The sequence below is a fragment of the Pseudomonas sp. 2822-15 genome (assembly GCF_002742515.1).
GTDB lineage: Bacteria > Pseudomonadota > Gammaproteobacteria > Pseudomonadales > Pseudomonadaceae > Aquipseudomonas > Aquipseudomonas salomonii.
This window is the reverse complement of sequence record NZ_LJRY01000208.1, coordinates 89,232-114,479: the sequence shown is the minus strand read 5'-3', so window position 1 is coordinate 114,479 and position 25,248 is coordinate 89,232. Positions and strand designations below refer to the sequence as shown.

At 57.2% G+C, this 25,248-nt stretch carries 32 protein-coding genes; 15 read left to right on the top strand and 17 right to left on the bottom strand.

Annotated elements, in window-relative coordinates; genetic code table 11:
- Positions 1-4: 4 nt before the first annotated feature.
- The 11 genes from AOA59_RS21875 to AOA59_RS21825 form a co-directional block, all read right to left on the bottom strand.
- Positions 5-520, bottom strand: a complete 516-nt coding sequence (locus AOA59_RS21875) for a hypothetical protein (protein ID WP_099489031.1) — start codon at positions 518-520, stop codon at positions 5-7.
- Positions 520-1,179 carry a hypothetical protein gene (locus AOA59_RS21870; protein WP_065929225.1) on the bottom strand — a complete coding sequence of 220 codons (660 nt, stop codon included), beginning with the start codon at positions 1,177-1,179 and terminating at the stop codon, positions 520-522. The genes AOA59_RS21875 and AOA59_RS21870 overlap by 1 nt, the downstream gene beginning before the upstream one ends.
- Entirely contained in the window at positions 1,176-1,496 is a 321-nt protein-coding gene (locus AOA59_RS21865; RefSeq protein WP_065929224.1) for a hypothetical protein, read from the bottom strand. The genes AOA59_RS21870 and AOA59_RS21865 overlap by 4 nt, the downstream gene beginning before the upstream one ends.
- Before the next feature lie 2 nt (positions 1,497-1,498).
- Positions 1,499-2,494: a major capsid protein gene (locus tag AOA59_RS21860; RefSeq protein WP_099489030.1), complete on the bottom strand. Its 996-nt coding sequence runs from the start codon at positions 2,492-2,494 to the stop codon at positions 1,499-1,501.
- 62 nt (positions 2,495-2,556) lie between these two features.
- Positions 2,557-2,895 (bottom strand): head decoration protein, encoded by a 339-nt coding sequence (locus tag AOA59_RS21855; protein WP_099489029.1) that lies wholly within the window; start codon positions 2,893-2,895, stop codon positions 2,557-2,559.
- The gene (locus AOA59_RS21850) at positions 2,892-4,034 is read right to left on the bottom strand and encodes a head maturation protease, ClpP-related (RefSeq protein WP_099489028.1); all 1,143 of its coding nucleotides are present in this window, start codon (positions 4,032-4,034) and stop codon (positions 2,892-2,894) included. Before AOA59_RS21850 ends, AOA59_RS21855 begins: the two co-directional genes overlap by 4 nt.
- Positions 4,031-5,512, bottom strand: a complete 1,482-nt coding sequence (locus tag AOA59_RS21845) for a phage portal protein (protein WP_099489027.1) — start codon at positions 5,510-5,512, stop codon at positions 4,031-4,033. The genes AOA59_RS21850 and AOA59_RS21845 overlap by 4 nt, the downstream gene beginning before the upstream one ends.
- Complete coding sequence (locus tag AOA59_RS21840) at positions 5,512-5,718, bottom strand: phage head-tail joining protein (RefSeq protein WP_099489026.1); 207 nt, start codon at positions 5,716-5,718, stop codon at positions 5,512-5,514. Before AOA59_RS21840 ends, AOA59_RS21845 begins: the two co-directional genes overlap by 1 nt.
- A 1-nt stretch (position 5,719) precedes the next feature.
- Positions 5,720-7,732, bottom strand: coding sequence for a phage terminase large subunit family protein (locus tag AOA59_RS21835; protein WP_099489025.1), 2,013 nt, complete (start codon positions 7,730-7,732; stop codon positions 5,720-5,722).
- 5 nt (positions 7,733-7,737) lie between these two features.
- On the bottom strand, positions 7,738-8,301 hold the full coding sequence (locus AOA59_RS21830) for a terminase small subunit (RefSeq protein ID WP_099489024.1): 564 nt from the start codon (positions 8,299-8,301) through the stop codon (positions 7,738-7,740).
- Between the two features lie 199 nt (positions 8,302-8,500).
- Positions 8,501-8,845: a phage holin family protein gene (locus tag AOA59_RS21825; RefSeq protein ID WP_099489023.1), complete on the bottom strand. Its 345-nt coding sequence runs from the start codon at positions 8,843-8,845 to the stop codon at positions 8,501-8,503.
- Positions 8,846-8,944: 99 nt separating this feature from the next.
- Here AOA59_RS21825 and AOA59_RS21820 point away from each other — a divergent pair, with 99 nt between their 5' ends.
- Entirely contained in the window at positions 8,945-9,211 is a 267-nt protein-coding gene (locus tag AOA59_RS21820) for a DUF1883 domain-containing protein (protein WP_099489022.1), read from the top strand.
- 1,249 nt (positions 9,212-10,460) lie between these two features.
- Here the strand turns inward: AOA59_RS21820 and AOA59_RS21810 are convergent.
- The 4 genes from AOA59_RS21810 to AOA59_RS33170 form a co-directional block, all read right to left on the bottom strand.
- Entirely contained in the window at positions 10,461-13,151 is a 2,691-nt protein-coding gene (locus AOA59_RS21810) for a bifunctional DNA primase/polymerase (RefSeq protein WP_099489021.1), read from the bottom strand.
- Complete coding sequence (locus tag AOA59_RS21805) at positions 13,148-13,351, bottom strand: TraR/DksA C4-type zinc finger protein (protein WP_081327108.1); 204 nt, start codon at positions 13,349-13,351, stop codon at positions 13,148-13,150. The genes AOA59_RS21810 and AOA59_RS21805 overlap by 4 nt, the downstream gene beginning before the upstream one ends.
- Entirely contained in the window at positions 13,344-13,832 is a 489-nt protein-coding gene (locus AOA59_RS21800; RefSeq protein WP_069023708.1) for a phage regulatory CII family protein, read from the bottom strand. The genes AOA59_RS21805 and AOA59_RS21800 overlap by 8 nt, the downstream gene beginning before the upstream one ends.
- A gap of 139 nt (positions 13,833-13,971) precedes the next feature.
- A complete protein-coding gene (locus tag AOA59_RS33170) occupies positions 13,972-14,304 on the bottom strand; it encodes a hypothetical protein (protein ID WP_256593081.1) in 333 nt (110 codons plus the stop codon).
- Positions 14,305-14,307: 3 nt separating this feature from the next.
- On the opposite strand from AOA59_RS33170, the gene AOA59_RS21790 reads away from it, so the two are divergent.
- From AOA59_RS21790 to AOA59_RS21735, 12 genes are all read left to right on the top strand, one after another.
- Entirely contained in the window at positions 14,308-14,952 is a 645-nt protein-coding gene (locus AOA59_RS21790) for a LexA family transcriptional regulator (protein WP_237142812.1), read from the top strand.
- A gap of 136 nt (positions 14,953-15,088) precedes the next feature.
- Complete coding sequence (locus tag AOA59_RS21785; protein WP_099489020.1) at positions 15,089-15,289, top strand: hypothetical protein; 201 nt, start codon at positions 15,089-15,091, stop codon at positions 15,287-15,289.
- A complete protein-coding gene (locus AOA59_RS21780) occupies positions 15,286-15,867 on the top strand; it encodes a deoxynucleotide monophosphate kinase (protein ID WP_099489019.1) in 582 nt (193 codons plus the stop codon). The genes AOA59_RS21785 and AOA59_RS21780 overlap by 4 nt, the downstream gene beginning before the upstream one ends.
- Before the next feature lie 10 nt (positions 15,868-15,877).
- A complete protein-coding gene (locus tag AOA59_RS21775; RefSeq protein ID WP_069023704.1) occupies positions 15,878-16,153 on the top strand; it encodes a hypothetical protein in 276 nt (91 codons plus the stop codon).
- The gene (locus tag AOA59_RS21770; protein WP_099489018.1) at positions 16,150-16,527 is read left to right on the top strand and encodes a hypothetical protein; all 378 of its coding nucleotides are present in this window, start codon (positions 16,150-16,152) and stop codon (positions 16,525-16,527) included. The genes AOA59_RS21775 and AOA59_RS21770 overlap by 4 nt, the downstream gene beginning before the upstream one ends.
- Positions 16,524-16,766 carry a pyocin activator PrtN family protein gene (locus AOA59_RS21765; protein ID WP_032888577.1) on the top strand — a complete coding sequence of 81 codons (243 nt, stop codon included), beginning with the start codon at positions 16,524-16,526 and terminating at the stop codon, positions 16,764-16,766. Before AOA59_RS21770 ends, AOA59_RS21765 begins: the two co-directional genes overlap by 4 nt.
- A gap of 54 nt (positions 16,767-16,820) precedes the next feature.
- Entirely contained in the window at positions 16,821-17,168 is a 348-nt protein-coding gene (locus tag AOA59_RS21760; RefSeq protein WP_047541804.1) for a hypothetical protein, read from the top strand.
- 51 nt (positions 17,169-17,219) lie between these two features.
- A complete protein-coding gene (locus AOA59_RS21755) occupies positions 17,220-18,041 on the top strand; it encodes a YfdQ family protein (RefSeq protein WP_099489017.1) in 822 nt (273 codons plus the stop codon).
- A gap of 77 nt (positions 18,042-18,118) precedes the next feature.
- A complete protein-coding gene (locus AOA59_RS21750; protein ID WP_099489016.1) occupies positions 18,119-18,463 on the top strand; it encodes a hypothetical protein in 345 nt (114 codons plus the stop codon).
- A 2-nt stretch (positions 18,464-18,465) separates the two neighbouring features.
- Positions 18,466-18,702 (top strand): DUF4224 domain-containing protein, encoded by a 237-nt coding sequence (locus tag AOA59_RS21745; RefSeq protein ID WP_099489096.1) that lies wholly within the window; start codon positions 18,466-18,468, stop codon positions 18,700-18,702.
- A 3-nt stretch (positions 18,703-18,705) separates the two neighbouring features.
- A complete protein-coding gene (locus tag AOA59_RS21740) occupies positions 18,706-19,770 on the top strand; it encodes a tyrosine-type recombinase/integrase (RefSeq protein ID WP_099489015.1) in 1,065 nt (354 codons plus the stop codon).
- A 447-nt stretch (positions 19,771-20,217) separates the two neighbouring features.
- The gene (locus AOA59_RS21735; protein WP_065910937.1) at positions 20,218-21,000 is read left to right on the top strand and encodes an ABC transporter substrate-binding protein; all 783 of its coding nucleotides are present in this window, start codon (positions 20,218-20,220) and stop codon (positions 20,998-21,000) included.
- A 467-nt stretch (positions 21,001-21,467) separates the two neighbouring features.
- Here AOA59_RS21735 and AOA59_RS21730 read toward each other — a convergent pair whose 3' ends face one another.
- Entirely contained in the window at positions 21,468-22,247 is a 780-nt protein-coding gene (locus tag AOA59_RS21730) for a helix-turn-helix domain-containing protein (RefSeq protein ID WP_256593080.1), read from the bottom strand.
- A gap of 234 nt (positions 22,248-22,481) precedes the next feature.
- Here AOA59_RS21730 and AOA59_RS21725 point away from each other — a divergent pair, with 234 nt between their 5' ends.
- Both AOA59_RS21725 and AOA59_RS21720 read left to right on the top strand, forming a co-directional pair.
- Positions 22,482-22,940 (top strand): VOC family protein, encoded by a 459-nt coding sequence (locus AOA59_RS21725; RefSeq protein WP_017530049.1) that lies wholly within the window; start codon positions 22,482-22,484, stop codon positions 22,938-22,940.
- Between the two features lie 110 nt (positions 22,941-23,050).
- A complete protein-coding gene (locus tag AOA59_RS21720) occupies positions 23,051-23,323 on the top strand; it encodes a hypothetical protein (protein ID WP_017530050.1) in 273 nt (90 codons plus the stop codon).
- A gap of 1,033 nt (positions 23,324-24,356) precedes the next feature.
- Here AOA59_RS21720 and AOA59_RS21710 read toward each other — a convergent pair.
- On the bottom strand, positions 24,357-25,247 hold the full coding sequence (locus AOA59_RS21710) for a LysR family transcriptional regulator (RefSeq protein WP_099489012.1): 891 nt from the start codon (positions 25,245-25,247) through the stop codon (positions 24,357-24,359).
- Position 25,248: the final 1 nt, after the last annotated feature.

The window sequence follows — 25,248 nt, the reverse complement described above, 5'->3', positions numbered from 1 at the left end:
CTGCTCACATGTCCTCCGCCGGCACAAAGTCCTCTTTGACATCGTTGTTGAAGCCAAACAACAACATGCCCGGCGGCTGGTCAGGCCAAGGCCATTGTTCAGGGCCGAGGTATACCTGCTGCGTCCATTCCACCAGCCAAACGGTGTACCCATCCAATGCGGGCTGGGTCCAGTCCTGCAAGGCCTGGACGAACTCTGCTGGCTCGACCGCCAGCCCCCAGGTCTGTGCCCGCAGTAAAACGGCGAGTTGGGTAACCAACTGCACCGCCTGCTGCTGATGCAATGGATCGATGGGGTCAACGATGATCCGCGCTTCGAACTTACACACCAATGCAGTTTCGCCCGTGCCGATATCGTTACCGGGCTCGATCTCAGCCAGCTCCAGGAACACTGCCGGTAACGCAATGCGATCCTGAATGTTCGGCCAGGCTCTCACTGTCTGAACCCCTGGCAAATGACTCACCAGGTGTTGCTCGACCGCTTGGTAAAGCTGGTCCAGGCTAAAAGGTTCGTCAGCCATTACCCGATCCTCTTGAGGTATTTCTGCAGCTCAAAGTTGAGTTCCTGTTTCAGGATCTCCAGTAAGCGTTCATCAGCCTTTTGTACCCAGCTTTCAAAATGGGGACGGGCTTGCTCCAGAGAGACCTTCGCCTTTGCCAGCGGAAAGCGACTGCCGTTTTCCGCCACCCATCCCGAACTCGACCCGCGCCCCGGCGACACCGTGCTGTCAGGGTAATCGTCAGCATTGAAGTGCTTGCTCGCGGTACGAATCCAAATGTCCGGCTGGTTTCCGTAAACCTTCTTGAGAAACGCGCCCTGATACCGCCGCCCCGCCACCGACACACCGCTGCCTGTCTGCCGTGCGCGGCCGATCCGGCTGGACTCGATAGCGTTCAAACCGAACCACAGCTTGCCGCTCGAAGCCCCGCCGGACACCGGGTAACTGCGCAACCGTTGACGCACCGCCGCGACAGCTATGCGCTCTTGCCGACTAACCGCACGGGCGATGTGCGTGCGCAACCACCCCAGTGTCTTGTTGATGGCTCGACGGTGAGCAGTCGCAGCAGCCTTGGGCACCAGCTTGGCAAAGTCCTGAAACGCCTGCAGGTCTTCGGCTGACGACTGGATGGAGATCATGCCGCCGCCAGCCGAGGGCTTGTAGTAACTACCGATGCTCATGGGCGTAACCTCAGAATCAAGGCGACCAGACCGTCGCCACTCGGCTCCAGCTGCAGCAGGTCGTAATCGCCGCCGCCATCCAAAGCAGGCAAGTCAATGCTGACCAATAGCCCGCGTTTCAAGCCTTCCGAATCGCTGACGCGGATTTCAAACCGAGGCTCGCGCAAGCCGGTGTTCAGCTTGCCGAGCTTGGGCTGCAACCAGGGCGCCGCGAACATGCCGAGCACTGGTTCGTCACGACCCTCGATCCGTGCGGTATCGCCCAGTGTTTCGAACACCACCGCGTCGATGTCGTCGATCAGTTCGCGGAAGGACACGGTCACATCTCCAGCAGGATCTGCGCCCGAGGCCGCGTGCACAGGTGCAGCGGGTTGGACTGGGCTTCACCGGCCACGCCCTTGTTGAACGGCAGCGGCTCGATCTTGCTGTAGTACGGAATGCCCTGGGTGTTGACCGTTTCCATGTAGTCGGCCGGCGCGAAGGAGGAGATGTAAAGATCCGGCACACCTTCGGGAATCAGCAGCGCCTTGTCGTCGTGGACGAAAGCAACACCGGCCACCTTGCCGCGATAACGCTCCCAGACGATCCCGCCGAACTCGAAGCTTTCACGGGCATCACCGCGCAGGGACGCGGCCTGCATGGTGTTGAGGTAGGTCTCCTTAACCGACTTATGCACGATGAGCTTGTTCCAGAAGTTCTTGCCGCACATCGCGCGGGAGCCGCTGCTGGTGACACTGCCGAGGGCTTCCTCCTGCATGTCCAACGCTTCGCCGCATTTGACCCGCAGCTCGGTGTCTGGACTGTTCAGCCCCATCTGAAGCTTCTGACGATTCACGCCGAAGGATTTATAAATATCCAACAGGACCGTCTTGCCATCGGCGTCCAGGACCTGACCGTTCAACGCGCCCATACGCTGGAACTCGTGGGTGGCATCCAACTGGCGGCGCGCTTTCGCCAGGCGCTTGTTGACCACGTCCTGCACGGCCTGCAACTCACTGCGGGTACCGAAGGCGCGGATGCCTTGGATCTCATCGGCCTTGATGGTGAAGCGTTCCGGCAGGTGGACGGTGTTGAACGGGATCAGTTGACGCTTGGTACCGCCAACCACCAGGCCTGAGGTACCGCGCTCGCCCGCTGGCACCAGGGCCAGGGTGTCTCCGTCCTTTTCGATCTGCACGGTCAGCGTGCTGATGCCCTCTTCCCGGAAGAGGCCCAGGCTGCTGATGCGGCCCGGCAGGTATTCCTGGTCATTGATTGCAGCGGTCAGCGAGGAAACGCTGAACGCATCGTCTTCAAAAATGGCGATATCGGCCATGAGTACTCTCCAGAAACGAAAAATCCCGCACGCAGCGGGATGAATAAAAGGGGGTGAAAGTCTTAGCGGGCGATCACGAAGTGGGTAGCCAGGGCCTTTTCAGCAGCAGGATCAAGGCCGGTCAGATGTGCTTCGCTGACCTCGGCCAGCCGCACGATGGCGCGACCGCGACGTGGCACATCCGATTCGCCCAGCGGCCCATAGAGGATTGCGATGGCGTTTTCGGTGCCGTCTTCGGCGGTCGGCCTATACGGGGCGAACTCGCCGGTGAGTGTGACCAGGCCAAGAATCTGACCAGGCTCCAAGGCGGCACCAGCCGCGACGTTGATCGCTTCGCGGGAAATGTTGCCAGCGCCTTCGGACAGCAGGAACTCGCCCGCGTGCATCGTTTCGATTTTCATGCTCTTGCTCCTTTCGAGGTTCCGTTCTGTGCCGCCTGACGGGTGGACCAGATTGAGTGGGTGTCGACCTGTTTGGCCTTGATAGTGGGTGCTGGATCATCATCCAGCGGCAGGCTGTTGTTGATTTCAAAGCCGCCGCCGCTGCCTACCAGCTTGTCGAACAACCGCGCGCGGACTGCCGCTTCGTCGAGTCCAGCGCTGATGAACTCGCCGGTCAGCTCTGGCAACCTTGCTGCTACGCACAGGCCGTGCAGTGCTTTGGCCTTGGTCAGCGCGGCCTGGATCACGGCTTCGCTTTCCAACTTCGTCACAGCGAGAATGGGGTCCACCAGGTTGCTGATGCCCGCCGCTGCGCAACCTTGCGTGACCATCAGCGCCAACCCGGCAGCGTCCAATACAGGCGACGGTGCCGGTGGATCGACAGGCTCGACCGGATCGACTTCCGGTTCTTCATCCAGCTGCGCGAGCAGTTCGGCGGGGGCATGCTGGAAACGCTGCAGTACACTGCCCTGGCCGAGACAGGCGCTGACCTTCAAACCGTCGCCCACCTCATCGGCCAGGCCAAGTGCCACTGCCTCGTTGGCCGTGAGCCAGGTTTCCGCATTGACCATGCGCCGCAGTTCGGCTTCGTCGATGTCCGGCGCCTTGGCCTTGTAGGCCGCGATGATCGCTTCCAAGGTCTGGTCCAGCACATCCGCGACCCGGCGGAAGTCTTCGGCATCACCACCGGTAAAGGTGTAGGGGTTGTGGATCATCAACATGGCATTGGCTGCGATCACCACTCGGTGAGCGCCGCACACTGCGACACTGGCCGCGCTCGCCGCCAGGGCGTCAATGCGACCCGTGCAGCGCTCGCCCAGGCGCGACAGCGCGTTGTGGATCGCCAGGCCGTCGAACAAGTCCCCACCGATGCTGTTAAAGGCAACAGTCACCGGTGACGCGCCGTCATCCATGGCGCGCAGATCCTGCACGAACTGATTGGCGGTGACGCCCCAGGCGCCGATCTCGCCGTACACAAAGATTTCAATGTTGCGTTGCTCGGCTTCGCCGCTGGCCTGGAGGGCATACCAGCTTTTGTCGGCGACCTTGACCTGCTTGCCCGCCTTGTCATAAACGCGGGGCTTGGCTTTTTTACTCATGGTTGTTCCTTGTCGTCATTCGGCTCGATGGCATCAAGCGTGGTGTAGTTGAGACCGAGTTCCGTGGACCGGGCGAGGTCGGCGGCGTTTTCTGCGTCAATGGTCTCCGCGTCGTAGCCGTTGCGCAGGCACATCTCGCTGCGCGAGCCAAAGCCTGCCTGCACTTCCATCCGCCGCGCCTGCACGTCCTGCACAGGCTGGATGTAGGCCCAGCCTTGCGGCACCCAACGCGTACGCAGGTATTCCCGCCGAAGTTGCGCGTAGTCCTCCAGCACCAACGCGCCGGACAGCACCGCCATATCCATCCAGGCAGCACGCACTGGACGACACAGTTGATGCACATACACGCCGAATTGCAGCTGCTCCAGGCGGCGCCGGAACTCGTTGAGCACCACCCGCAGCGCCCGGTCGTTGACCTCGCGCATGTCACCGGTGAGGATCTCGTAAGGCGTGCCCGACCCCGCCGCCGCAGCCATCAGCTGCTGCCGCATGAAGTCCGGGTAGTTGTTACCGGCGTCTGGTGGTTTGGAGAACTCAACCTCTTCACCCGGCGCCAGCTCCTGCATGGTGCCGGGCTCCAAAGCGACCATCGGCGTGAAGCCGTCGCGGTCAAGGTTCAACGGCATACCAGTTGTGGGATCGCGAGGCTGCTGCATAGCCTCCGGCGCCGGGCGCTTGATGAACCCTGCGAACAGGTTCGCCACTTCTTGCCGGAACAGCACCGCGTCATCGTAGTTATCCAGACTGCGCAGGCGCTTCAGCACCGGTGCCAAGCGAGGCACGCCGCGCAACTGGCCGGGTTCCATTGGTTCGAAGATGTGCAGTACCTGCGTGGCCGGTACACGCACCAATTGGTTGTAACCGGCGTTCAGCGACGACGAGTCGCGCGGATGCGAGAGATACATCCAGTACGCCACCCGTTTGCCCGCAGGGTTGAACTCAATCCCGGCGCGGATCACATTGCCGTTTTTAGCCGTCTCGAACTTGTCGTGAGGAACAAACTCAGGAGCCAGAGCCTGCAGCTGCAGCGGCACCGCCAAGCCCTCACTGGGACTGCGTGGTCGCAAACGCACGAAGCACTCACCGGCGGTTTCAACGGTGCGAGCCACCAAGGCCTGCATGCCGTAAAAGTCGGTTAGCTCATCGGCGTCCGCCTCGTCCACCCAGTCGTCCCACAGCTGCTGCTGGAGTTTGCGCAGCTCTGCGTCTTCCGTGGTCGGCCTGGGCGTGATGCCGGTACCGATCAGGTTGCTGACGCGCTTGTCGATGACGTTGAACGCATACGGATCATTGCGCACCGCTGCCCGCGAACGTGCCCGCAGGTTGCGCAGGGCCGGGGTGTTAATGCTGTTGATGCCGTTTTCGGTGGCTTCCCAACTGGCCGAACGGCGGCCCTCACCGGCGCCTTCGTAACTGGCCTTGATGTTCGACGGCAGCAAGAATCCATTACGGGTCAGCGTCGGATAATGTCGAGCCATTAGATTCCCTTGCCTCCGTGGTAGAGCCGAACCACGCGAGAGCGCGGTCCGGCGGCTTGGCTCAGCGACGTGCGGATCTCGTCGCGGGCCTTGAGCAGTTCGTCGATGGAGCGGTATTCCACCGTGCGGTCGCCGTAGCGCACGGTTTTTTCACCGCGTGCAATGGCGCGCTCGATGGCCTCGAGGTGCTTGGGGGTAAACGACATATCAGCGTCTCTTCAGATAACCGCTGGTGGAACTGCGGCGTTGAGGGGGTGCAGCGGGGCGCGCTTGGACTGCTGGAGCGACAGGTTGTTGTGAAGACTGTGACCTTGAAACCGGCACTGGGTTTTCAACGTCCCTAACTTCATCCGGGGTATTGGAAGACGGTTTCTCTACGAACAGCTCAGATTGCGCGAGAGCCTGAGCGACCCGATCCCAATCCCTTTCCTTGTATCGATCTAGGCCGAGGTAATGCGCCATCGCCAAGCAATACACCATCAGGTCTAAGGCTTCGTTACGCTCCGACTTACCTTTGATCCATTCAGTGACTGGCTTGTTTTTCACATAACGAGTGATCCTGCGCTCGGCAACGCATTGCGCGAAAAAGTCTTCAGGCAAATCTTTGGCAAAGTGCAAAGCACCTGGACCGGACTCGAATGGATAACGGTTGTAGATCCAATCCTTCGCGGTGTCGGTACCGACAAACCAAAGCTCGGCCCCATTACGTTCGGTCTGGCCTCGCCAAGTAACGTCGACCATTGAGGGGCGCTGGGCAATCGGCGGCTTGCCTGGCTTGCTGGCCCCCTTGATGGCAAAGACATTCCGCCAACGGCGTACGCGGCAGAACTGGTAAACATCGTTGGTGTGGTGACCACCCGTATCGACGGCGGTTGCCAAAATTGTCAAACCTACGCCACAGGGGTGCCAGTACCGAGCCTTTAGCTTTTCGTCCAACGCGGACCAGGTCTGCTCGTCCGATGGATTCCCCATGATCACCTGGTGATCAATGATCCAGCGCTCCATTCCAACACCCCAGCCCATAACCATGAACTCGAGTCGATTGGCCTGAACATCCACCGAGGCCGTCAGCATCAGTGCGCCGTTAGGTACAGAGCCAAGCACATAGTCTTCCTGTAGCGCACGAGCCTGAAGTACGCTGGCCTTTGTCTGTTCTTGTGTACTGTCCCAGACCTTCGCTAGACGCGTGTTGAAAAACACCTGCATCGCTTCAAGATCACCACTAGCCTGTTTTACCAGCGCCTCGTCGTAGTCCTTGGCCATCGATAACCAACTGGTCCAACCCAATGGCGCATACAGGGCGTTGAGATGAAAACCAACGGTTTCACCATCACCTTCGGCATGGGAACGCCACTCCCCCCGAGCCAGCATTTCACCCTTATGGTGTTCGTCAATAAGCGCGCCGCATTCCGGCCCGTTGCAAAGATATTGGATTTGGCTGTAGTCCTCGGTGTACTTGAGGTTTTCCCACTCCAGCACTTGCATGTGCTGACAATGTGGGCACGGAACGTAGTAGTAACGCTGATCGCTCATCGCGAAAAGGTCGGCAATACGGGAGGCGCCCTTGAGAGTCGGTGAACTAGAAAAGTAAAACTTGGCTTTCCTACCAAATGTGCTGCCCCGGATCTCGGCTAATTTTACCGGGTCGCCTTCGTTACCCACGTCGACCTCCCAGCGGTCGATCTCATCACCATAAATAAACCGTGCTGCCAACTCGGCCAGGTTGGCCGCTGAGCCTGCAGTTACCGCGTAAAGCGTCCCGCCCTCAAACTCTTTTGTATCCTGCGTGTTCTTAGCATCACGTGAGCGTGGCGTAGCCACTCTTTCACGCAAAACAGGTGTTGCATCTATCGTTTTGCTGATCCGAGACGAAACCCGCGAAGCAAGTTTAAGGGTGGGCAGCAGTGTCAGAATGTTCGACGGCGACATATGAATGAGCGCCCCGATCCAGTTCAACGCGATCTGCGTTTTCATCAATTGCGAAGCCACCATGGTGACTACTCGCTTGCAAGGGTGTGCCGGGGACAAACAACGCATCGGCTCACGGGCATAGGGCGTGCGGGATGTTCGATATTGGCCTGGCTCAGCGGCACCCACACTGCGCGGAATTCGCATGTATTCATCGGCCCATTCATCGACCCAGAGGTCAGGGTCAGGATGCAAGCCGCGAAAATACGCCGTGCGGTAAACCTCTGCACCGTCAGCGTATGGAAAATGCATCAGGGTCAGCTCTTAGTTAGTGCTCGGGAAAGATCGCTGATTGACATGCGCTCAGCGTCTTCAAGGGTTCTTCTGATCGCCGCCGTCAGGTGTTTTTCGATTTCCCAGGGATCAGTGAGTGCAACCAGTTCCGAAGCGATTTGAGGCGGCAAGCCAAGTAGAAGGTCTCGCAGCATACGCCCGGCTTCAAAAGCCGCTTTGTCGACCACTCCAGTCTCAACTAAGGAACCGTTTTCCTTTCTGACCTGGGTTTCAATTTGCTCAGCTTGAGCATGTTCACGGCGTGCGCGGGACCGTTGGTAATCGGGAATTATCGGCTGTCCGCTACTAGCTGTCTGACGTACAGATAACGCAGGCGTTTGGGTTGCTGTCTGCTTGTCTTGCTCATGGCGAGCGGTCACCCCTACTTTGCTTGGGTCACGTGTAAGCGCCAGGAACTGCTCGCTAGCATCAACATCGATCAATCCTGCCTCATCCAAAACCAAGCGATTATTGAGTATCAGTTTGCTGATGTGCTGCTTGGACCAGCCTTTCAACGTGCCATATTCCTTACGAGTCAAAAAAGCCATAAACCCTCCTATTTCCAAGCCCGGTCAACTGGTCAACCAGTCAACTGAGGTCAACTAACTTTCAAACCCAGCCACTAACGAAAAGCCGCGGGTTTCATGCCCCGTGTCCCTCGAATGCTGCCAGGGTCCCCGGCGACTTTTCGGCGCACTATTTTGATGCAATCCTCTACAGGCCACGTATTTCGTGGCCTGCAGGGCATCATACCTGCCCGCTGCCCGAGGGCGGCACATCGCACACGCCCAACCGCTTGGCGGCCCAGCGTTCGTACAGGCCAATGGCGACATCGGCGCCGGCCATCGCGGTGAGGCAGCCAATGCTCCCCGCCGCCAGGACCGACATGCCCGATGCGTGCAACAACATCATGGTGGAAAGCCCGCAGACCACACAGGCCCCGGATCGAAGCAGCAAGCGGCGAACCAAGGACCAGCCGCTCACCCCCGCCTTGTCGGCCCGCCATGCCTCACCGGAAATCCCGCCGACCAGGGACAGTACGATCACCATCCAGATCGGCATCTCAATTAGCGCTTGCTGCTCGTTTGTCATCAACTGTCTCCATAAGGACAAGCCACTGATACTGCGTAATGGCACTTTAAGATTGTTCTGCTAACTTCAATGCGCACATCTCAATGGCTAGGAGGCCATATGAACTTTCTGCACACGCGTGAATACCTTGAGCAAGGCGACATCGTGGTTGTCGAATGCTCACACCAATGCAATGTTCGATTGACCACTGATACGAACTTTTCAAAATTCAAACGGGGTGGAGCACACGAATACTTCGGGGGTTTCTACAAGATGTTGCCAGCCCGCATTGCAGCTCCAAGCGCGGGTCATTGGAACATTACGATTGATCTAGGTGGTGGCAGCGGAAACATCCGCCACTCGATCAACATCATCCGAAACAGCTAGCTCTCCTAGGCACTGCTCAAGCGCCAAGCCCAGCACTTGCTTTATCTGCTCAAGTGTCGTGTCGAATGCGTAGGCGGGTGATGTAAATCCGCCTACGTCACTTCTGGACCAAATCAACTTCCCCTTCTCATCTCGAATTTCTACTTTCATCGCAGTCCCATCCGCTCAACGTGCCCGCACCCAGCCGCAAAAACCCGGCGCAGGCAGAAATAGAAAACCCCGCCGAAGCGGGGTTAAGTGACCGGTATAGGGAAACCGGGTGAAGCTGCACAGCACGTGCGAGGTCAGCGCCAAGGCGCAAATTCCATATCGTGGGGGCTTTTTACCCTGCTCCGGAAAAACCGAAAAGGGATGTTTTTCGGTTGATACGCTCGACGCACCTTTGACGCAATTTGACGCAGCTTTGAGGCAATCCCTCCAGACGAACGGCAGTCAGCAAGATCTCAGGCGGGCCACTGTTGACGCTCGCGTCAGACCAGTTGCCGGCGATTTCACGCGCATATTCCGTGCACGACCTGGCGCACTACGCACGGTCAAGATCACCTGTACCTGCTGATGCAAAGCGTGGACCCAGTTCCTATACGTCCGATCCGCATCATCTCCCAAGCCCAACAATGGCAACTGAGAGCGTACCGACCACTCAGGCCGAGGCAGATAGCGATTACGCGCCAGTTTAGCGAGCAATGCCCCTTTTTCGGACTGCCGCTCCAGCTCCGCGAGGGCCGCCGCGACCTCCATTGCAGCGTGGTCCATCCCACCACCGGAGGCCATCATAAGATCGCGAGATCCCGGGGTTCCGCGAGGAGCAGAACCGCCCCACTCCATGATCGTCGCCATAGGACTGCCCAGTCCGCCGCCATCACCTACTTGGTTGAACTGGTTACCCCAATGCTGCATGAGTTCCTCAATTTCTTCGATCATCACACCGCCCCCCCACCCAAAACCGAACCCGACACAAAAAACGCCATACCCAACACAAACCCAACACATCTAAAACCCTTTAAATTCAATAGCCTTAAATCAAATGTGTTGAGTGTGTTGGGTGTGTTGGATTTAAAGGTTCTCGCATAAGAAAAAAATCTTACTGCCATGGATTCAAATAACGTCGCCCATGCGCGTGCGCGACGCCAAACCCAACACACCCAACACACCAGGCGGAAAGCCGCGAAATAGAAGGCCTTAAATTGTGTGGGGTATCGAAAACCAACCCAACACACACCCGACACACCCAACACACTTTTCGTCGGACTCATGCTGCAGCCGCCTTGATATGATCCCAGTTGTCGACGTTCCAGCCCGCCAGGCGCGCCGCAGCCCGCCAAGCAACCACCGCCTTCCCCAGATCGGCCGACCTGAGTGATGGGGGCTGGGAAGCCTGCTCATCGCGCGGAAAGAAGAACGCTCCAAACTTGCGGTTGCTGCCGTCGGTCCAGGGGATTGCCCGAGTCTTGTCCACCTCTGAGCTGATGAACAACGAGAACTTCGTCTGACTCATCACATGCTCTTTGTTGCGGTGGCACCACTCCAGGAACATCGCGTAAAGGTCGGACGTCAAACAGGCGCCCCACAACTCGCGCCCAAGCTCGCCGTACTGCCAGAGGAACAGGAAAGTCTGCCAGCTGGCTCGACTCAACGCCACCAACCGCTCACGCGCATCAGTGCTGGGCGGCCTGGTGCGCTGGTCGAAGTCGCCCAGGTCAATGGACAACAACCACGCATAAAGCGCCGCCACACCACCGTTCTCCAGCTCCCGGCCAACGGCCTTCTGGCGCTCTACCGGCAAAGTCTCCATCGGCCACAACACCAGCATTCGCCGATCACTCGGCGCGATCGGCCACGGCATAATCTCGTTACTGAGGAAAGCGGCGTTCATGTGGTTAGCTTCTTCCCAACCGTTGATGAACTTCGATTCCATGCGCACCGTCTTGCCGGTCACCAGGTGTTTGATCTTGCCCACCTGGTTGTAACGCTGATCACGGCTCACGACCTCTTCGAACACCGCCCACAACTTGCGGCTTTGCCAGGCGTTGAAGTTGCTTTCGAGCTGAGTTTGCCCGACCGTGGCCGCGTACTGCCCATAGAGCAAACCGAAGGCATCGGCGAACAGCAGGCTTTTGCCTGAGCCCTCCATCGTCGAGTGAGCCAGCACAGCCGTATCCATCTTCGCGCCCAGGTGCTGCAACGGATACGCCAACCACTTCACCAACCAATCGCGTGACGACTGGTCGTGGTTGCACAGGAATGAAATCAACCAGCGCAGGTTTTCGCACGCGGCATCATCGCGCGCTGGCTCCATGGGCAGTCCGTCGAACGTATTGATGTAAACGTTGGGATCCTTGGTCATCGTCGGGTCGAACACGATGTTCTCCACGTCGACGACACGCCGCTCCGGGCTGTTCAACCACATACCGTACATATCACCGAGGGCCATCTTGACCGCGCCTTCGGCAACACGCCGCTTCTTTTCCCGGTCCCAAACGTCCTTGGTACCGTCGATGTACACGTACCGTTCAATCGGCTCCAGGTTAAGCGCACCACCCTTCTTGCCAGCCATCTTGCGGGCTTGCTCGATCTCTTTGACCTTGTCATCCGAGATCAACTTTTTGCTGGTGTCGTCGACCCACTGTTTCGCCAATGGTTTGCCAACGCGCGCCTCGAACGCGGTTTTCTTCATCACCCGCGCCTTATCGAGATCCCACACTTGCGTGGTTCCTTCGACCAGCACGTAACGGCGCAGCACCTGGTCATAGGTCAGCACCTCCCCCGCTCCCCCGTCAGCAGCAGGAGCGGCGTCACTGGGCGGCGCGCTGGAGTCCAGCTCGCCGGTATCCGCCGATGGGGCCGGGGGAAGATCCTGTGGGGCTGGGCGCGACGCGTGCTGCATACCCAACATCCGGGCGGCGTCCTTCACTGCCTTCGACTGGTCGCCATCGTGGTCCAGCAGGCAAAACACCTCAAACGCGTCATTCTGGTGACCGTTGGCCAACGGATCCGCACCGTGGTGCGAATAGACCTTGCGGTCGGTGACCGTCACACCTGGGAGCCCGGTGCTGCTGTGTGGATACAGCCACTTGTTACCGCGCTTGATGTAATCGTGCGCGCGCAACAGTTCTTCCACATCATGGCACCGGTTGAACTGATCAATCACCGAGGGTTTTCCGTCAGCAGCTGGAGCACGCTTGATAGGTTTCGCGGCGGGCTTCTTCGGTTTCGGCGCCCAAGGGCACGCGGCCTCGGCGTTACGCTTGAACACATCCCAATTCAACCAAATGTTCAGCAGCTCGCTGGTAAGCACCGGCAGACCATCAGCAGCATTCGGCGGCGTGCGCCAGGTGTACGGCTTGCCAGTACCCGGATGGATCGATGGCGGGAATACGTCCTGCACCAAGCCGGCGCGCAGCTCAAACACCGTGAAGCGCTTGTATTCGTCGGCCTCGGCCTTGGCGGCCTCTTCACCGACAGAATCGCCCTGCTCTTTCGCGGCCTTGGCCCGCGCCATCAATCCTTTGTGAATCGACCCGTCAGGGTCTTTCTCGTTGGGCCAGGAAAGCGAGTGGCGCGTCAGCTCCATGTCATCGGGCATTTTGAACAGCACACGGAACCGCAAAGGATTGCCCACGATGGTCGGATAGACCACAGCCATGGCGTCCAGATCGAGACCCATCTGGTCGAACAATACAAACCGCGTCCACTGCACATCGTCCACGTCCAACGAGCAGACACGGCTGGGCCCGAGCACTACGCCCAGGTTGTGATTTGGATTGCGCTGCCAGAATGTTTCGGCGGCAACCGGGTCGGTGATGTAACCGCCCGGCTTGTTCCAGCCCATGCCCTTCGGCGCTTTTTCGCCAGGGTCAATTGGGACCAGGGCAAGGCTAAAGGTTTCGATGTAGCGGCGAGCCCAGGACGATATCGCTGTGCTGGTGGATTGCTCACTCATCGCCGCCGCTCCCGCAACCCCTGGCAACTGACGCAGGTAGCACAACCCTGGATCGTCTGCTGACGAAGTAACGGGATAGGCTCGTCGCAATCCTCACAGAATTGCGCGCTGAGGGAGCACGTTGGGCGTGGACGGCTCGCCAGTGCGAGCTGTCGGAAATGCTCAGCAGCATCGTTGGCGATATCGATATCATCAGACATTGTCAGTGCCCTCCATAGCCTTGCGCGCACCAGCCATGATGCCCAGCACCTCGCGGATAACATCCATGCCGCGCTGTTCCAGCAGGAGGACTTCGTGGGGTTCCCAGATGTTGTCGGCGGCGCCGTCGTGCATGCAGGCCACGAACTGGCCTGACTCCTCAAGCATCTTGCCGACGGCCTTCAACGCATCGGCAGTTGCCGGTACCGGAATTGGCTTGTACCAAACGGCACCCGCCGGCCTTACCAGGGCATCTAACAGGCAAGGATCGGCGGTCAGCCTGATCACCTCTTCCATTTCGTCAGGATCCAGCCAGCGCCGCTCTTCGTCGTGCTTGACCTTCTTCTGCAGGCTGTCGTAATCGAGCACCATGTCCAGCGCCAAAGCAGTCACGCCGCCCCGGTAATCATGGGCCGCGCGGTAGATCGCTTTGCGCAGAGAAAGAACCGGCCCAGTGGCCGGTGATTGATCTGTTCGACTCATAACCGTAAATACCTCTTTTACGGTCTAGCCATAGAAACGGGCACGCCCTATCCTACGACCACGACCGATGTGCATGTGCTGTGTGTCGTCGTAGCCGGGCTGGGGGATCTTTGGTGAGAGGCCCCAGTCCGGCACCCTTTCAAGCTGCCGATTTCAAGCCAGCTGCTTCTTTTTCTTGGGAATAAAGGCTCTCAATGGCTTTTCCCGTTACATACCGAACATCCGCCCCCTTGGCTGCCCGATTAATTGTTGGCTGTGTCGTACCCACACGCTCTGCAATGACACGCTGGGATAAACCAGTGCTCAGTAACTCCGCGAGCATTTGCTGAATAGTCATATCAATCACCGATGCGCTTTCGCATTGACCGCCACAATACACAAACGTATTGATTGATTCAATACACTTGATGATACGTTTCTGAATCAAGGCAGGAAAAAAGTGATTGGCGATCGCATTGCTCAGCGTATGCATGAGATGAATTTGTCCGAAGGCGAACTTGGCCGGCGCTCTGGCGTTCCCCAACCGACGATACATAGGATTGTGACCAACGCAGTTGCTAGCCCACGCCACCAAAACGTCGAAAAGATTGCAAAGGCTCTCAAGGTCAGCAGCAACTGGCTGTGGAAGGGGGGCGATCAATCAGACCAGGGGGCCAAACAAATTAATGGCGCCGCAGCCGAGGAGCATAATGTTGAGCCGGGCCCAACCATCAAAGGATATGTACCATTGATATCGTGGGTTCAAGCTGGGGCATGGTGCGAAATCACGGACGTTAAAACGCTCGATGATGCAGAGCTCTGGCTTCCCTGCGCCGCCTCTCACAGTAACCAAAGCTACGCTTTGCGTGTGAGGGGGCTATCGATGTTCAACCAACACGAGCGCCGCTCTTTCCGCGACGGCGATATAATTTTCGTCGACCCGGCGAAAGAGGCTGAAAATGGATCGCTTGTTATCGCAAAACTAGTCGACAGCCAGGAAGCGACCTTCAAGCAGCTGGTAATGGAGGGAAGCAGACGCTTTTTAAAACCATTGAATCCTGCGTGGCCGGAGCCAATTATTGAGCTGGGCCAAGACGCCACGATTTGCGGGGTTGTATTCTCCAAGCTCGAAATTTTTTAAGTAGCTATCAGCACGAAGGCACGCTTGATGCGTGCCTTTTTTATGCCCAGATCAAAATCAATTCAAATACGTATTGACTGAATCAATACGTATTTGTATCGTTTGCGTAGTTACCTCTCACCAAAGAGTACAAACCATGCAAACGACACAGCACAGCAACACCCGCTGCCCGGTCTACCTTCACCCGGCGGCGGCAACCAGCCCCGCCGCCGTAGAACGCATCCAGCGCAACACCGGCCTTCTGGTCATCGTCAATCTGGGTCGCGCCACGATTGCTCCCGCCCCCACCGCCACCGCCAGCGATGACCTGGGCCCATCGGGAGGCGACGCAGCATGAGGCCTATTCTGATTGGCCTCACTGGCCGCGCCCGCTCCGGCAAGTCGACAGCCGCCGAACACCTGGTTGGCTCTTACCTTCTGGAGCACTACGCATTCGCTGATCCGCTCCGCGATGGCTTGATGGCGATCTTCAACCTCGACCCTACCGACTTCGAAGGCGATCGCAAGGAGCAGCCACTGGCTTGGCTCGACCGCTCGCCACGTCAGCTGATGCAGTCGATGGGCACTGAGTGGGCACGCAACACCGTGCACCCAGATGTATGGGTAAAGCTCGCTGAACAAAACCTCGATTACATGACGAAGGCGCTGGGCGCGGTGCTGGGCTTCGTCATCAGCGACGTGCGCTTTGAAAACGAAGCGGACCTCATTCGTCGCCGCGGCGGCACGGTCATTCATATTTTTCGGGCCGATGCACCAGCCGTGAACCCTCACGTCAGCGAGGCCGGGGTAGCTGCTCATAAGGATGATCTGACGCTGACTAACTACGGCACGGTCGAGGAGTTCCTGCGCTCGCTGGATGAGGTGTTCCTGATGGTTCGCCGCATCCAGCAACACTCCGAACATCTCACAGCCTGAGGCCGCAGCCATGAACCGCACCCTGGATCAAACCGCAGCTTTGCTCGGGCTCAAGCCCCGCGCCTTCCGCACCAGGTTGCGGGAACTTGGCGTGATCAACTCATCAGGCGACCTGGCCAGCGCCCACCGCGAGCGCGGCTACCTGTTTTCGGACGCTCGCGTGCGCTGGAATCCAACGATCGGCAAGCCCGTGCATTACGCCGTAGTGATGGTCAAGGAAGCCGGCGTTGAGTGGATCGCCAAGAAGCTGGACATCACTATCACCAACAAGGACGCAGCAGCATGAAGACGCCGAACGCCATCAACTCCGCTGTAGGCGCCCTGAAATTGGTGCCGATGTACCTCAACCACCCAACTGTAATCAGCCGCGCCACGCTGATTGGTGCCTCGGCCGAAGCTGTCGCGCTGCTGGAGTCATTGCCCTGCGTGTCGGTTGAATTGGCCGAAGTGTTCCGCTGCGTTGACGCAGTGATTGCAGAAGGCCAGATCGCCTACGTGACGCCGGTGAAGTGCCCGGAATACCCATACGGCGCCGTCATCGCAGACGCCGAGGGCAACGTCCTGGCAGCGGCCAAGGGCAAGAGCAAAGAAGGTCTCGCCGAACTGATCCGACTCAAGCTGGTGCCCCGAAAGGAGGGGTATGGGGAGGAATCCGCGTGACCACCACCCTGGAACAACTCCGGCGCCAGTTTGCCACGCCGTGCCCAACCTTGACCGCCGTGCGTGAACAGTACTTCACGCACATTCGCACCGACCGCTACCTACTGAGCGAAATCAAGGCAGGTCGTATCGCGCTGGTGGTCAAGCGGCTGCACTGCTCGGCCCGTGCCAAGCCCGTCGTTTACCTCCACGACCTGGCCGACTACCTCGACGCCCAAGCGACGAAGCAAGCAGCTTGATTCAAACGGTAGCCCCTGCCGACCAGGGGCGACACAGCCAATGAGGCACAGCACATGAACACCAAAGCACGTCCCTTTATGGACACCCTGCGCGACATCGAGGCCGGTGGCCTGCTGGACGAACTCACCGAGGCCCAGCACAGCCTGATCGACGCCATCCGCATGACCGGCAAGGGCGGCGATCTGACCATCAAGCTCACCTATAAGCCTGACGGCGGCGGCCAGATGACCGTGAAGGCCGACGTTAAGACCAAAGAGCCTGTTCTGGCTCGCGGCACGTCCCTGTTCTTCCTTACGCCCGAGGGCAACATCACCCGCCGCGACCCACGCCAACAGGAAATCCCGCTGCGCAGTGTCGAGGACGAACCCGGGCCTGGAGCTTTGCGCCAGGTCAGCCAATAACACCCACGCCACCAACCTCTCACCAAATCGTCACCCACTGGAGCACATCCAATGCAACAAGCCCTACAGCACCTAGTCGCCCTGGCTCAGGCCCTCGGCAAACCCATCGAGGTTCCGGGCATCCCTGCGCCGCTGGCACTCGTACCGAACGGGGTCAGCATCGAAAGCCTGGAGCACCTGCTGCCCGCGCCTTCGCGGATCAAGCAGAAGCTCACCGTGCTCGATGCAGAGTCGTTCATCAGCTACGTCAATCGCTTTTCCACCCAGGCCACGGCAGTGTTTTGCAACGGCCCCGAGGGTCGCACTTTCACAGCGGTGATCGACTACCACGATCCGGCCGCACCAGCCTGGCGCGATCATGTCGCGACTTACTGCTGCCCGACCACCGTTGAATGGGGCAACTGGAAGGAAAAGGACCGCAAGCGGATGGACCAGGCAACCTTCGCCGAATTCATCGAAGACAACGTGAAGGACATCACCCACCACCCCGAGCACGAGAACACCCCAAGCGCTGCGGACATGCTCGAAATCAGCCGCACCCTGGAAGCCAAGAAGAACATCACGTTCCGCCAAGGCACTCGCCTCGACAACGGCCAGGTGCAACTGACCTACAACGAAGAGATTGACGGGCGCGCCGGCGAGGCTGGCCAGTTTCGTATCCCTGAAGAGTTCTTCATTGCACTCAAGCCGTTCCTCGGCGGCGACACCTTCTGCGTGCCCGCCCGCTTCCGCTACCGCATTCAGGAAGGCCGCCTGGTCATGTGGTACGAGCTGGTGCGTGCCGACAAGGTGCTCGAAGAAGCCTACGACGCAGTGCGCGCCAAGATCGAAGGCGACATCACCGACGTTCCGCTCTACGAAGCCACGTTCTAACTAACTCCCTGCAACACCCCGCCGCCGTCCTCTCACCAAAACTGTCCGGCGGCGGGCTCTAACGAGGCATACAGCACATGCAAATCGAAACTTACATCATCGTCGCCGGCCTGCTCGTAGGCTGGATTGCGACCGCTTTCTTCCTGATCAAAGCGAGCAAGAAAGCTTTTGCGCGCGGCTTTGATCGTGGCGTCAACCTGGCTCGCGAGCAACATTCCGCTTCGCCAGCCTGCAACATCGACGACCACGAACTGACGACGAAGATCACAACGTCACTGGGACTAGCCGTGGAAACCTGGAAAGCGTTCCCCGGGACAGAAATCATGGTCGCCAGGGTGAACAAACAGCGCCGGCAGCTTAGCGCCTTTGCCGCGAAGATGTGGTTGGCGGCCTACCCTGCGCAACTGGATACGGAGGCATGATGATGGAAGTCCAAAGCGAAACCCTTGCCGATGAAGAACTGGCGACCATCACCGGCTATCAAATCCCCTCCAAGCAGATCCAGTGGTTGACCGAAAACCACTGGGAGTTTGTTCTGACAGGCGCTCGCCGCCCAATAGTTGGCCGGATTTATGCCCGACTGAAACTGTCAGGAGTCAAACCATCCGCTGCTAATACTATGGCTGAAACCTGGTCGCTCGACCTTGCAAAGGTGGGCTGACTGATGCGCCAGAGAAGTAAAGCCAATAGAGATCTGCCACCACGGATGATACGGCGCACGCGCAAGGGTAAGAGTGGAAAGACTTGGACATCGTATTACTACGACGGGAGAACTACCGACGGGAAGCGGAAGGAAATCCCACTCGGGACAGACCTCGATCAGGCCAAAGTGGAATGGGCAAGACTGGAGCGCAAGACACCGCCTAAGCCTACCCATCTGATGAGCTATGTATTTGATCGCTACGAAAAGGAAATCATCCCGGGCAAGTCGATTCGCACCCAATCCGACAACCGCAAGGAACTCAAGCAGCTAAGAAGAGCATTTGAGAGCGCCCCTATTGAGTCGATCACGCCTCAAGTAATAGCGCAGTACCGTGACGCTAGGACAGCCAAGGTGAGGGCCAACCGTGAGATCGCCCTGCTCTCCCATGCATTCACCATTGCACGAGAATGGGGGCTGACTGACAAAGCAAACCCTTGCTTTGGCGTTCGCCGCAACAAGGAAAAGCCACGGGACTATTATGCCGGTGCAACCGTATGGAACGCGGTATACGCGGAAGCGGTACAGGAACTCAAGGACGCGATGGATCTGGCCTACCTGACCGGCCAACGTCCCGCTGATGTGCTCAAGATTGCAGCCACCGACTTGAACAATGGCTTTTTGCTGATTGGTCAGGGCAAGACCGAAAAACGTCTCCGTCTTCGTTTGGAAGATGACGGAATCCAATCCGGCCTGAGTAGCTTTATCGACGACCTGCAAGAACGCAGAGCCGTCAATGGAATCCGCACGTCAACTTTGATAACAAACGCGTCTGGACTTCGGATGAGCCAGCAGATGCTGCGTAATCGGTGGGACGACGCACGAGAGAAGGCAGCAATCAAAGCGTCAGCTGATGGTGATCCCGCGCTGGCAACGAGCATTCGTCAGTTTCAGTTCAAGGATATCAGACCAAAAGCTGCCAGCGAGATCGAGCTGACGCACGCTAGCCGCCTACTAGGTCACTCCACAGAGGAAATGACCAAGAAGGTATATCGGCGAGTCGGTGAAATTGTGAAGCCTACGAAATGACACGTTACTACCTGTACGACAGGCAGAAAACGGCCAAAAGGAGCCAGTCAAAGGCGTCTAGAAAATCAGGGGCGATTCAGAGTGCGGTTATTGGCGTGCTTACTTAGCTCACTCCTCTAGCTCATCCCGCGAGTAACGGTGCATGATCTTGCGCGTAGGTGCTCAACCCGCGCGACTTGTGATATTTTCAACAAGGGATGGGGTGCTCGTAACAACGCTCTCTCGCGATGGGGTAGCAGCACACATGAAAACAAGCATCTACGTTTTTGTTACTCCCCTTGCGTACATACAGCGACAGCCTTCAAAGGTACGTGCAAGCCAACACTCAGGTTTCATGTGGATGAACTCCTAAGGTTAGAACGAGCCTTAATGCCTATAAGACAGACAATACCTAAGGTTCATGAAGTCCGACTCACCCACAGGATTCGGCGCGTACACAGGTGCAAAATGTTCTCCCCGCTTTTAAGGCAGTTGTGCGCTTTCCTCTTACTCGCTGCCTCAGGCATCTCCGTCGCCTCAGATCCGGCTACAGCGCCGATTCGGGTTGTCACTGAGGAATTGCCGCCATACAACATGGCAGAAAACGGAGTGGTCACAGGCCTGAGTACGGAAATCGTGCAAGCAGTTATGGCCGGTCTCGGGCTCAACTCCAAGATTGAGATTCTGCCTTGGGCTCGCGCCTATGATTTAGCGCAACATTCCGACAACGTCCTGATCTATTCGATGGCAAGAACCCAAGAGCGGGAACATCTCTTCAAATGGGTCGGAGCCATCGCACCGACGAGGTGGTTTCTGTTCAGTCTGTCCGAAAGACCTATTTGGCTGAATTCACTCGACGATGCACGTCAGTATCACATCGCGACTGTCAAACAGGACGTTGGTGAGCAGTACATGATGGCCCACGGGTTCCAGGTGGGCAAAGAGTTACTGTCTAGCAGCATGTACGAGAACACTTACCGCAAGCTTAAGGTCGATCACGTTGAGCTGTGGATCTCCAATGAGCTCAACGCCATTCACCTTATGCGCAAGAATGGGGATGATCCTGAAATGACGATGGTGCGTTCACTGCCGTTACCCGAGCTATCAAGTGAAGAAGGACTGTACATGGCCTTCAGTCCAGCTACGCCAGACGCAACCGTAGAACGGTTTAGGGCAGAATTGGATCGGATCAAGCAAGATGGCACATATCACGCTATCGTCAAAAAATGGCTCCAAGGTCCTTCACATTGAACGCATCGACTGCTGCCTCTCACGAAGGTCCCACATCGGCCAGAAGCGGACGTTTAGAACAGAGAAATAAATCTGTTCTCTTTTCCCAATGGACATCATTGCGGCGTACGCAAGGCTATCGCGTGGTGCGCGCAGCGCTCTCTACAAAAGCACCTTAGCACTTGGCGCCGCACAATTAGGCGAAGCATGGACTTCGCGTACACTAACGTTATGCCTGAGCCAATGCACTAACGAACAGCTCGTAGAGTGCTTGTGGTGGTATTGGGGGGAATACGCAACTAGCACGGTTGAAGTTACAAGCGCCAGCTGAGTGCAGCGTGAGTGCCCCACCAGTTAAAAGAAAACTGATGCTCTGGCGACTCCTGAAGTGGCTGGCATTTCTTTCTTCATCTGTTCCGGCACATGGTTGAAGGTCTAGCCTGTAGCGTGCAGGATCGGGTTGGATGGTACAGCGGTTCTTACACCCATCAACTTGATCTAGAAATTACCTCTTTGCTAATCAGTGTCTGCGCACGCACATATTGTCCTGGCGTAACACCCATTATCCGACGGAACATGGCAATGAAAGCACTAATATTTTCGTAGCCAAGCTCAATCGCCGTTGTCGTCACTGACATCCCCTCGACCAATAGTTGAATAGCGCGCAACGTGCGCGCACGCTGTCGCCATTCAGAAAAACTAAAACCGGTTTCAGCGACCAGACGCCGGGCAAGTGTTCTAGGTGCCATACCTGACCAAGCAGCCCAATCCTCAAGTGATCTATTGTCATCAAGCTGAGCAAGTATCGCATCGGTGATACGCCTCAAGCGCGGGTCATTGGGGTGCGTCAGACCGATGGGTTCAGCGGGTGAGGTAGCAATTTCATCTAAGATGACTGCTGCAACCCGCGACTCCATTTCGTTGCGGGGTGGTTGTCCCCACGACGCAGCGCGGCTTATCGCTTCGCGCAGCAAACTGCTGACCCTAAATGTGCATGGCATTTGATGCAGGATCCCGCACTCTTGCTCCGCGATATAGACCATCGCTCCTGCAAAAGCGCCATGTGACATCATCGCGTGTGCGACACGGGGAGGTATCCAAATGGCATGGGTAGCCGGCACTACCCATGAGCCGCCGTCAGTGCTGACGGAAAGCAGGCCGGCAAGGCTTGCGATTAGTTGGCCTTTCGTATGAGTGTGGGGCGCCGTTTCGCGGATCGCCCGGTCGCGTTGCTCTATCGCCAACAGTGGCATAAGCGCGCGGTTCATGGCTGGTTTACGTTATCCAATGTCATATCCGAGGTAGCCATATCCTGAATGCCTAATGGAGAATAAGACCGGTCAGAGGAATACTCAATGTCTAAAAATCGCAAATGTTGCTTCTCTTGGATTGGCCTGATTATGCGTACCCCTCACTCATTTATTTTCTGTGTTTTGGCCGTAACAGCTGGATGCGCAAGCTCACCTCCCTATTTGGCCCGTGAACCTTTAAAGGATCATTTGATGAATTCTAACCACATGGTGCATGCCGTCGATCATATTGGCTTCGCAGTCAGTTCATTGGAAGAAGCCATTCGCTTCTGGACAATTGGACTTGGGTTCACTCTTGAGCGTCAGTCGGAAATGGGCGGATCATTCATTTTGCAAGTAACCGGCACCGCCGATCCGAGCGTGCGAACGGCGATAGTCAAAGGCCCGGATGGCAGCCGAGTAGAGTTGCTGGAATATTCGCAGGGTGAACGCCACGGTATCACTCCACCTACGGCATCAGCGATTGGTTCAGCGCATTTGGCATTGAGAGTGCAGGACATATACGCCGTACTCGAACGCATTGAGCAAGCAGGCTGGAAAGCAAGAGGCAAGCCTCAAGCGATTCCCGCAGGCCCACGCAAGGGAACTCTAGTTGTATATGTGACCGGGCCAGATCAAATCACTCTGGAACTGATGCAGGCTAATGAGTAGCTTCCTGCCGAAGGCTGTTAAGCTTATTTCCCTAAAGCAATTACTTAAAGCGCTCTCCGTCGCGCATGACGTCTCATGCCAACTGGTCTCAATGGTTATCATCGGTTGGCATGTCCCCCGATAGCTTCTCCAGCAGCCTCAAATTTGACCAGTCTGAGCTGGCAATCGACGCGGCCCGCCGCGATCAAAGTTTAGTGCTTACCAGCCCTTGGTTGGTTGAAGAAGACGTACAACTAGGCTTTCTCGTACTTGTCTTTGAATCTGTACTAAAGACTGGCAAGGGCTATTATTTGGTGCAGGCCAAAGATGTGGTGCTGGGTGAAGCAGCCCAACTTTTGCGCCGGTGGCTTTGCGACGTAGCGCAGCGAGTTCAACAAAACTGATGACTTAAGGGCGATGCTTTCTATTTAACGTGAACGGCAGGGGTCGAGAAGGTGACTTTGCCAGACGCCTTTCGCCAAGGCGCCAGGATCAGTGCAATCGCGCAATGCAACCTCACAGGTTCACCGGACGACCGGACGAAGGTGTACACCATTCTGGAGCCCCATTTATGGGGCGGCATGGTGGTGCCGCTCAACAGTTCTCGGCCATGTGCGGTCTCATTAGTCGTTATGACCTCAAAGTCGTATTTGAGCGAGTTGGTGGTTACGTCCTACTGTCCAGCTTGCCGCCGTTTTTTTATCTGGCTCAATCTGTATTGTGTATTCAGTACTCGTCGCGGGTGCTCCTGGAACGGTGCCTTCATTTCTTCGTAGATGTCCATCGTCCTTTCTTACCTGAGCGCAATTTGCCGGCGAGCCATGACAGCGTTATGGCCGGAATTGAGAGAACGGCCGCAACGATGATACCGGCAGCTAGCAACGGGGATGTACCAGAAGTCGCCAAAACCACGGGGACCTGAGAGAGTATTACGATGGCGCCTGCGGACCACTGTGAGCTTTTTAGAACGGCTCCAAGGATCACGGACAACACTAGCGCGGCGGGGTAGATGATGGTCCAGTAACTGGCCAGGTCCCAAGGCTCCTCAGCTCCTGTGATTGCTGAAACAACAGTCCAAAAAAATAGGGACACAACGCAGGTAAAAATAAATGGCATGAATAATTCCTAGACCTTCCGAGCCAGTCGGCGTTGGTCGTTATCGTAATTGTGATGGAGGGGCCAGTCTCTTGATTTTGTCCTTAACCACCTCGTGAAAAAAATGACAAATCTCCGCGATTGCAGCCATCAACATGAAGAGGGGCGCCCAACTTCCAGCAATGGCTTTTGGGTCTACGGCTTGTCCGGCGACCAAAGGCAAAATAACAATAGCCAGCTTAGGAGCGTCCAGCTTTTAGCCCATGTCGTCGGCGTGTCTGCGCCAAAATACCCGATATGAGTCTTATGACATCGGAATGATTACGCACGCCATCGCTGAGCTTACTGATCCAGGCGTTGACGAAACCGAGGAATCGCAAAATCCAGAAATCGCCTCATTTTCAGGGGCATATGCCCCGGTGACATGTGGATCAGGTTGATAGGCGCCGACGAAGGCTCATAGTTATCCAGCACAATCTCCAGCAGTCCCTCGCTGATCGCCTCCGCGACTTGGTAGTGCAATAACTGAACGACTCCAACGCCATCAATAGCGGCCTGCGCTGCTGCGTCAGCGGTCGTCACCGATAAGCGCGGGGTCATCCGCCTCGTTGATTCTGCCACGCCATGTTTTGAGTATTGAAAAGGCATAGGGGCGTCAAGTCGCACGGTTGGCAAGTTCTGCAGGTCTGCGGGACATTCAGGTCTTCCATACGCTTCCAGCAGCCTAGGACTCGCGCAAATTACAGTTCTCATGGCCCCCACCTGAGTGGCGATCATGCCGGTATCAGCGAGTGTTCCAATGCGCACTGCCATGTCCACGTGGTCGTCAACGAGGTGAGCGTTGCGATCAGAAAGCAAGAGCCGGATGTTGATTTCGGAAAACTCCCCTAAAAACGCGTTGACGATCGGCAGCACATGCAGCCGGCCGAACATGATTGGCGCAGTCAGGACCAGTTCGCCCTTGGGGGCAATGAATTCTCCGGCAGCTTCGCGTTCGGCAACCTCCAACTGCTCCAATATTCGGCGTGCAGCAGCCACATAAGCCACCCCTGCATCGGTCAACGAGAGCCTACGCGTGGTCCGAATCAATAAACGGCTACCTATCAGCGTCTCCAGGTCAGAAATTTTCCTGCTGATGGTGGGAAGAGGGATATCGGCTAGCCGCCCGGCTGCCGTCAGGCTGCCAGCATCAATCGCCGCCACGAGCAGCTTCATTGCCTCAAATCTGTCCATG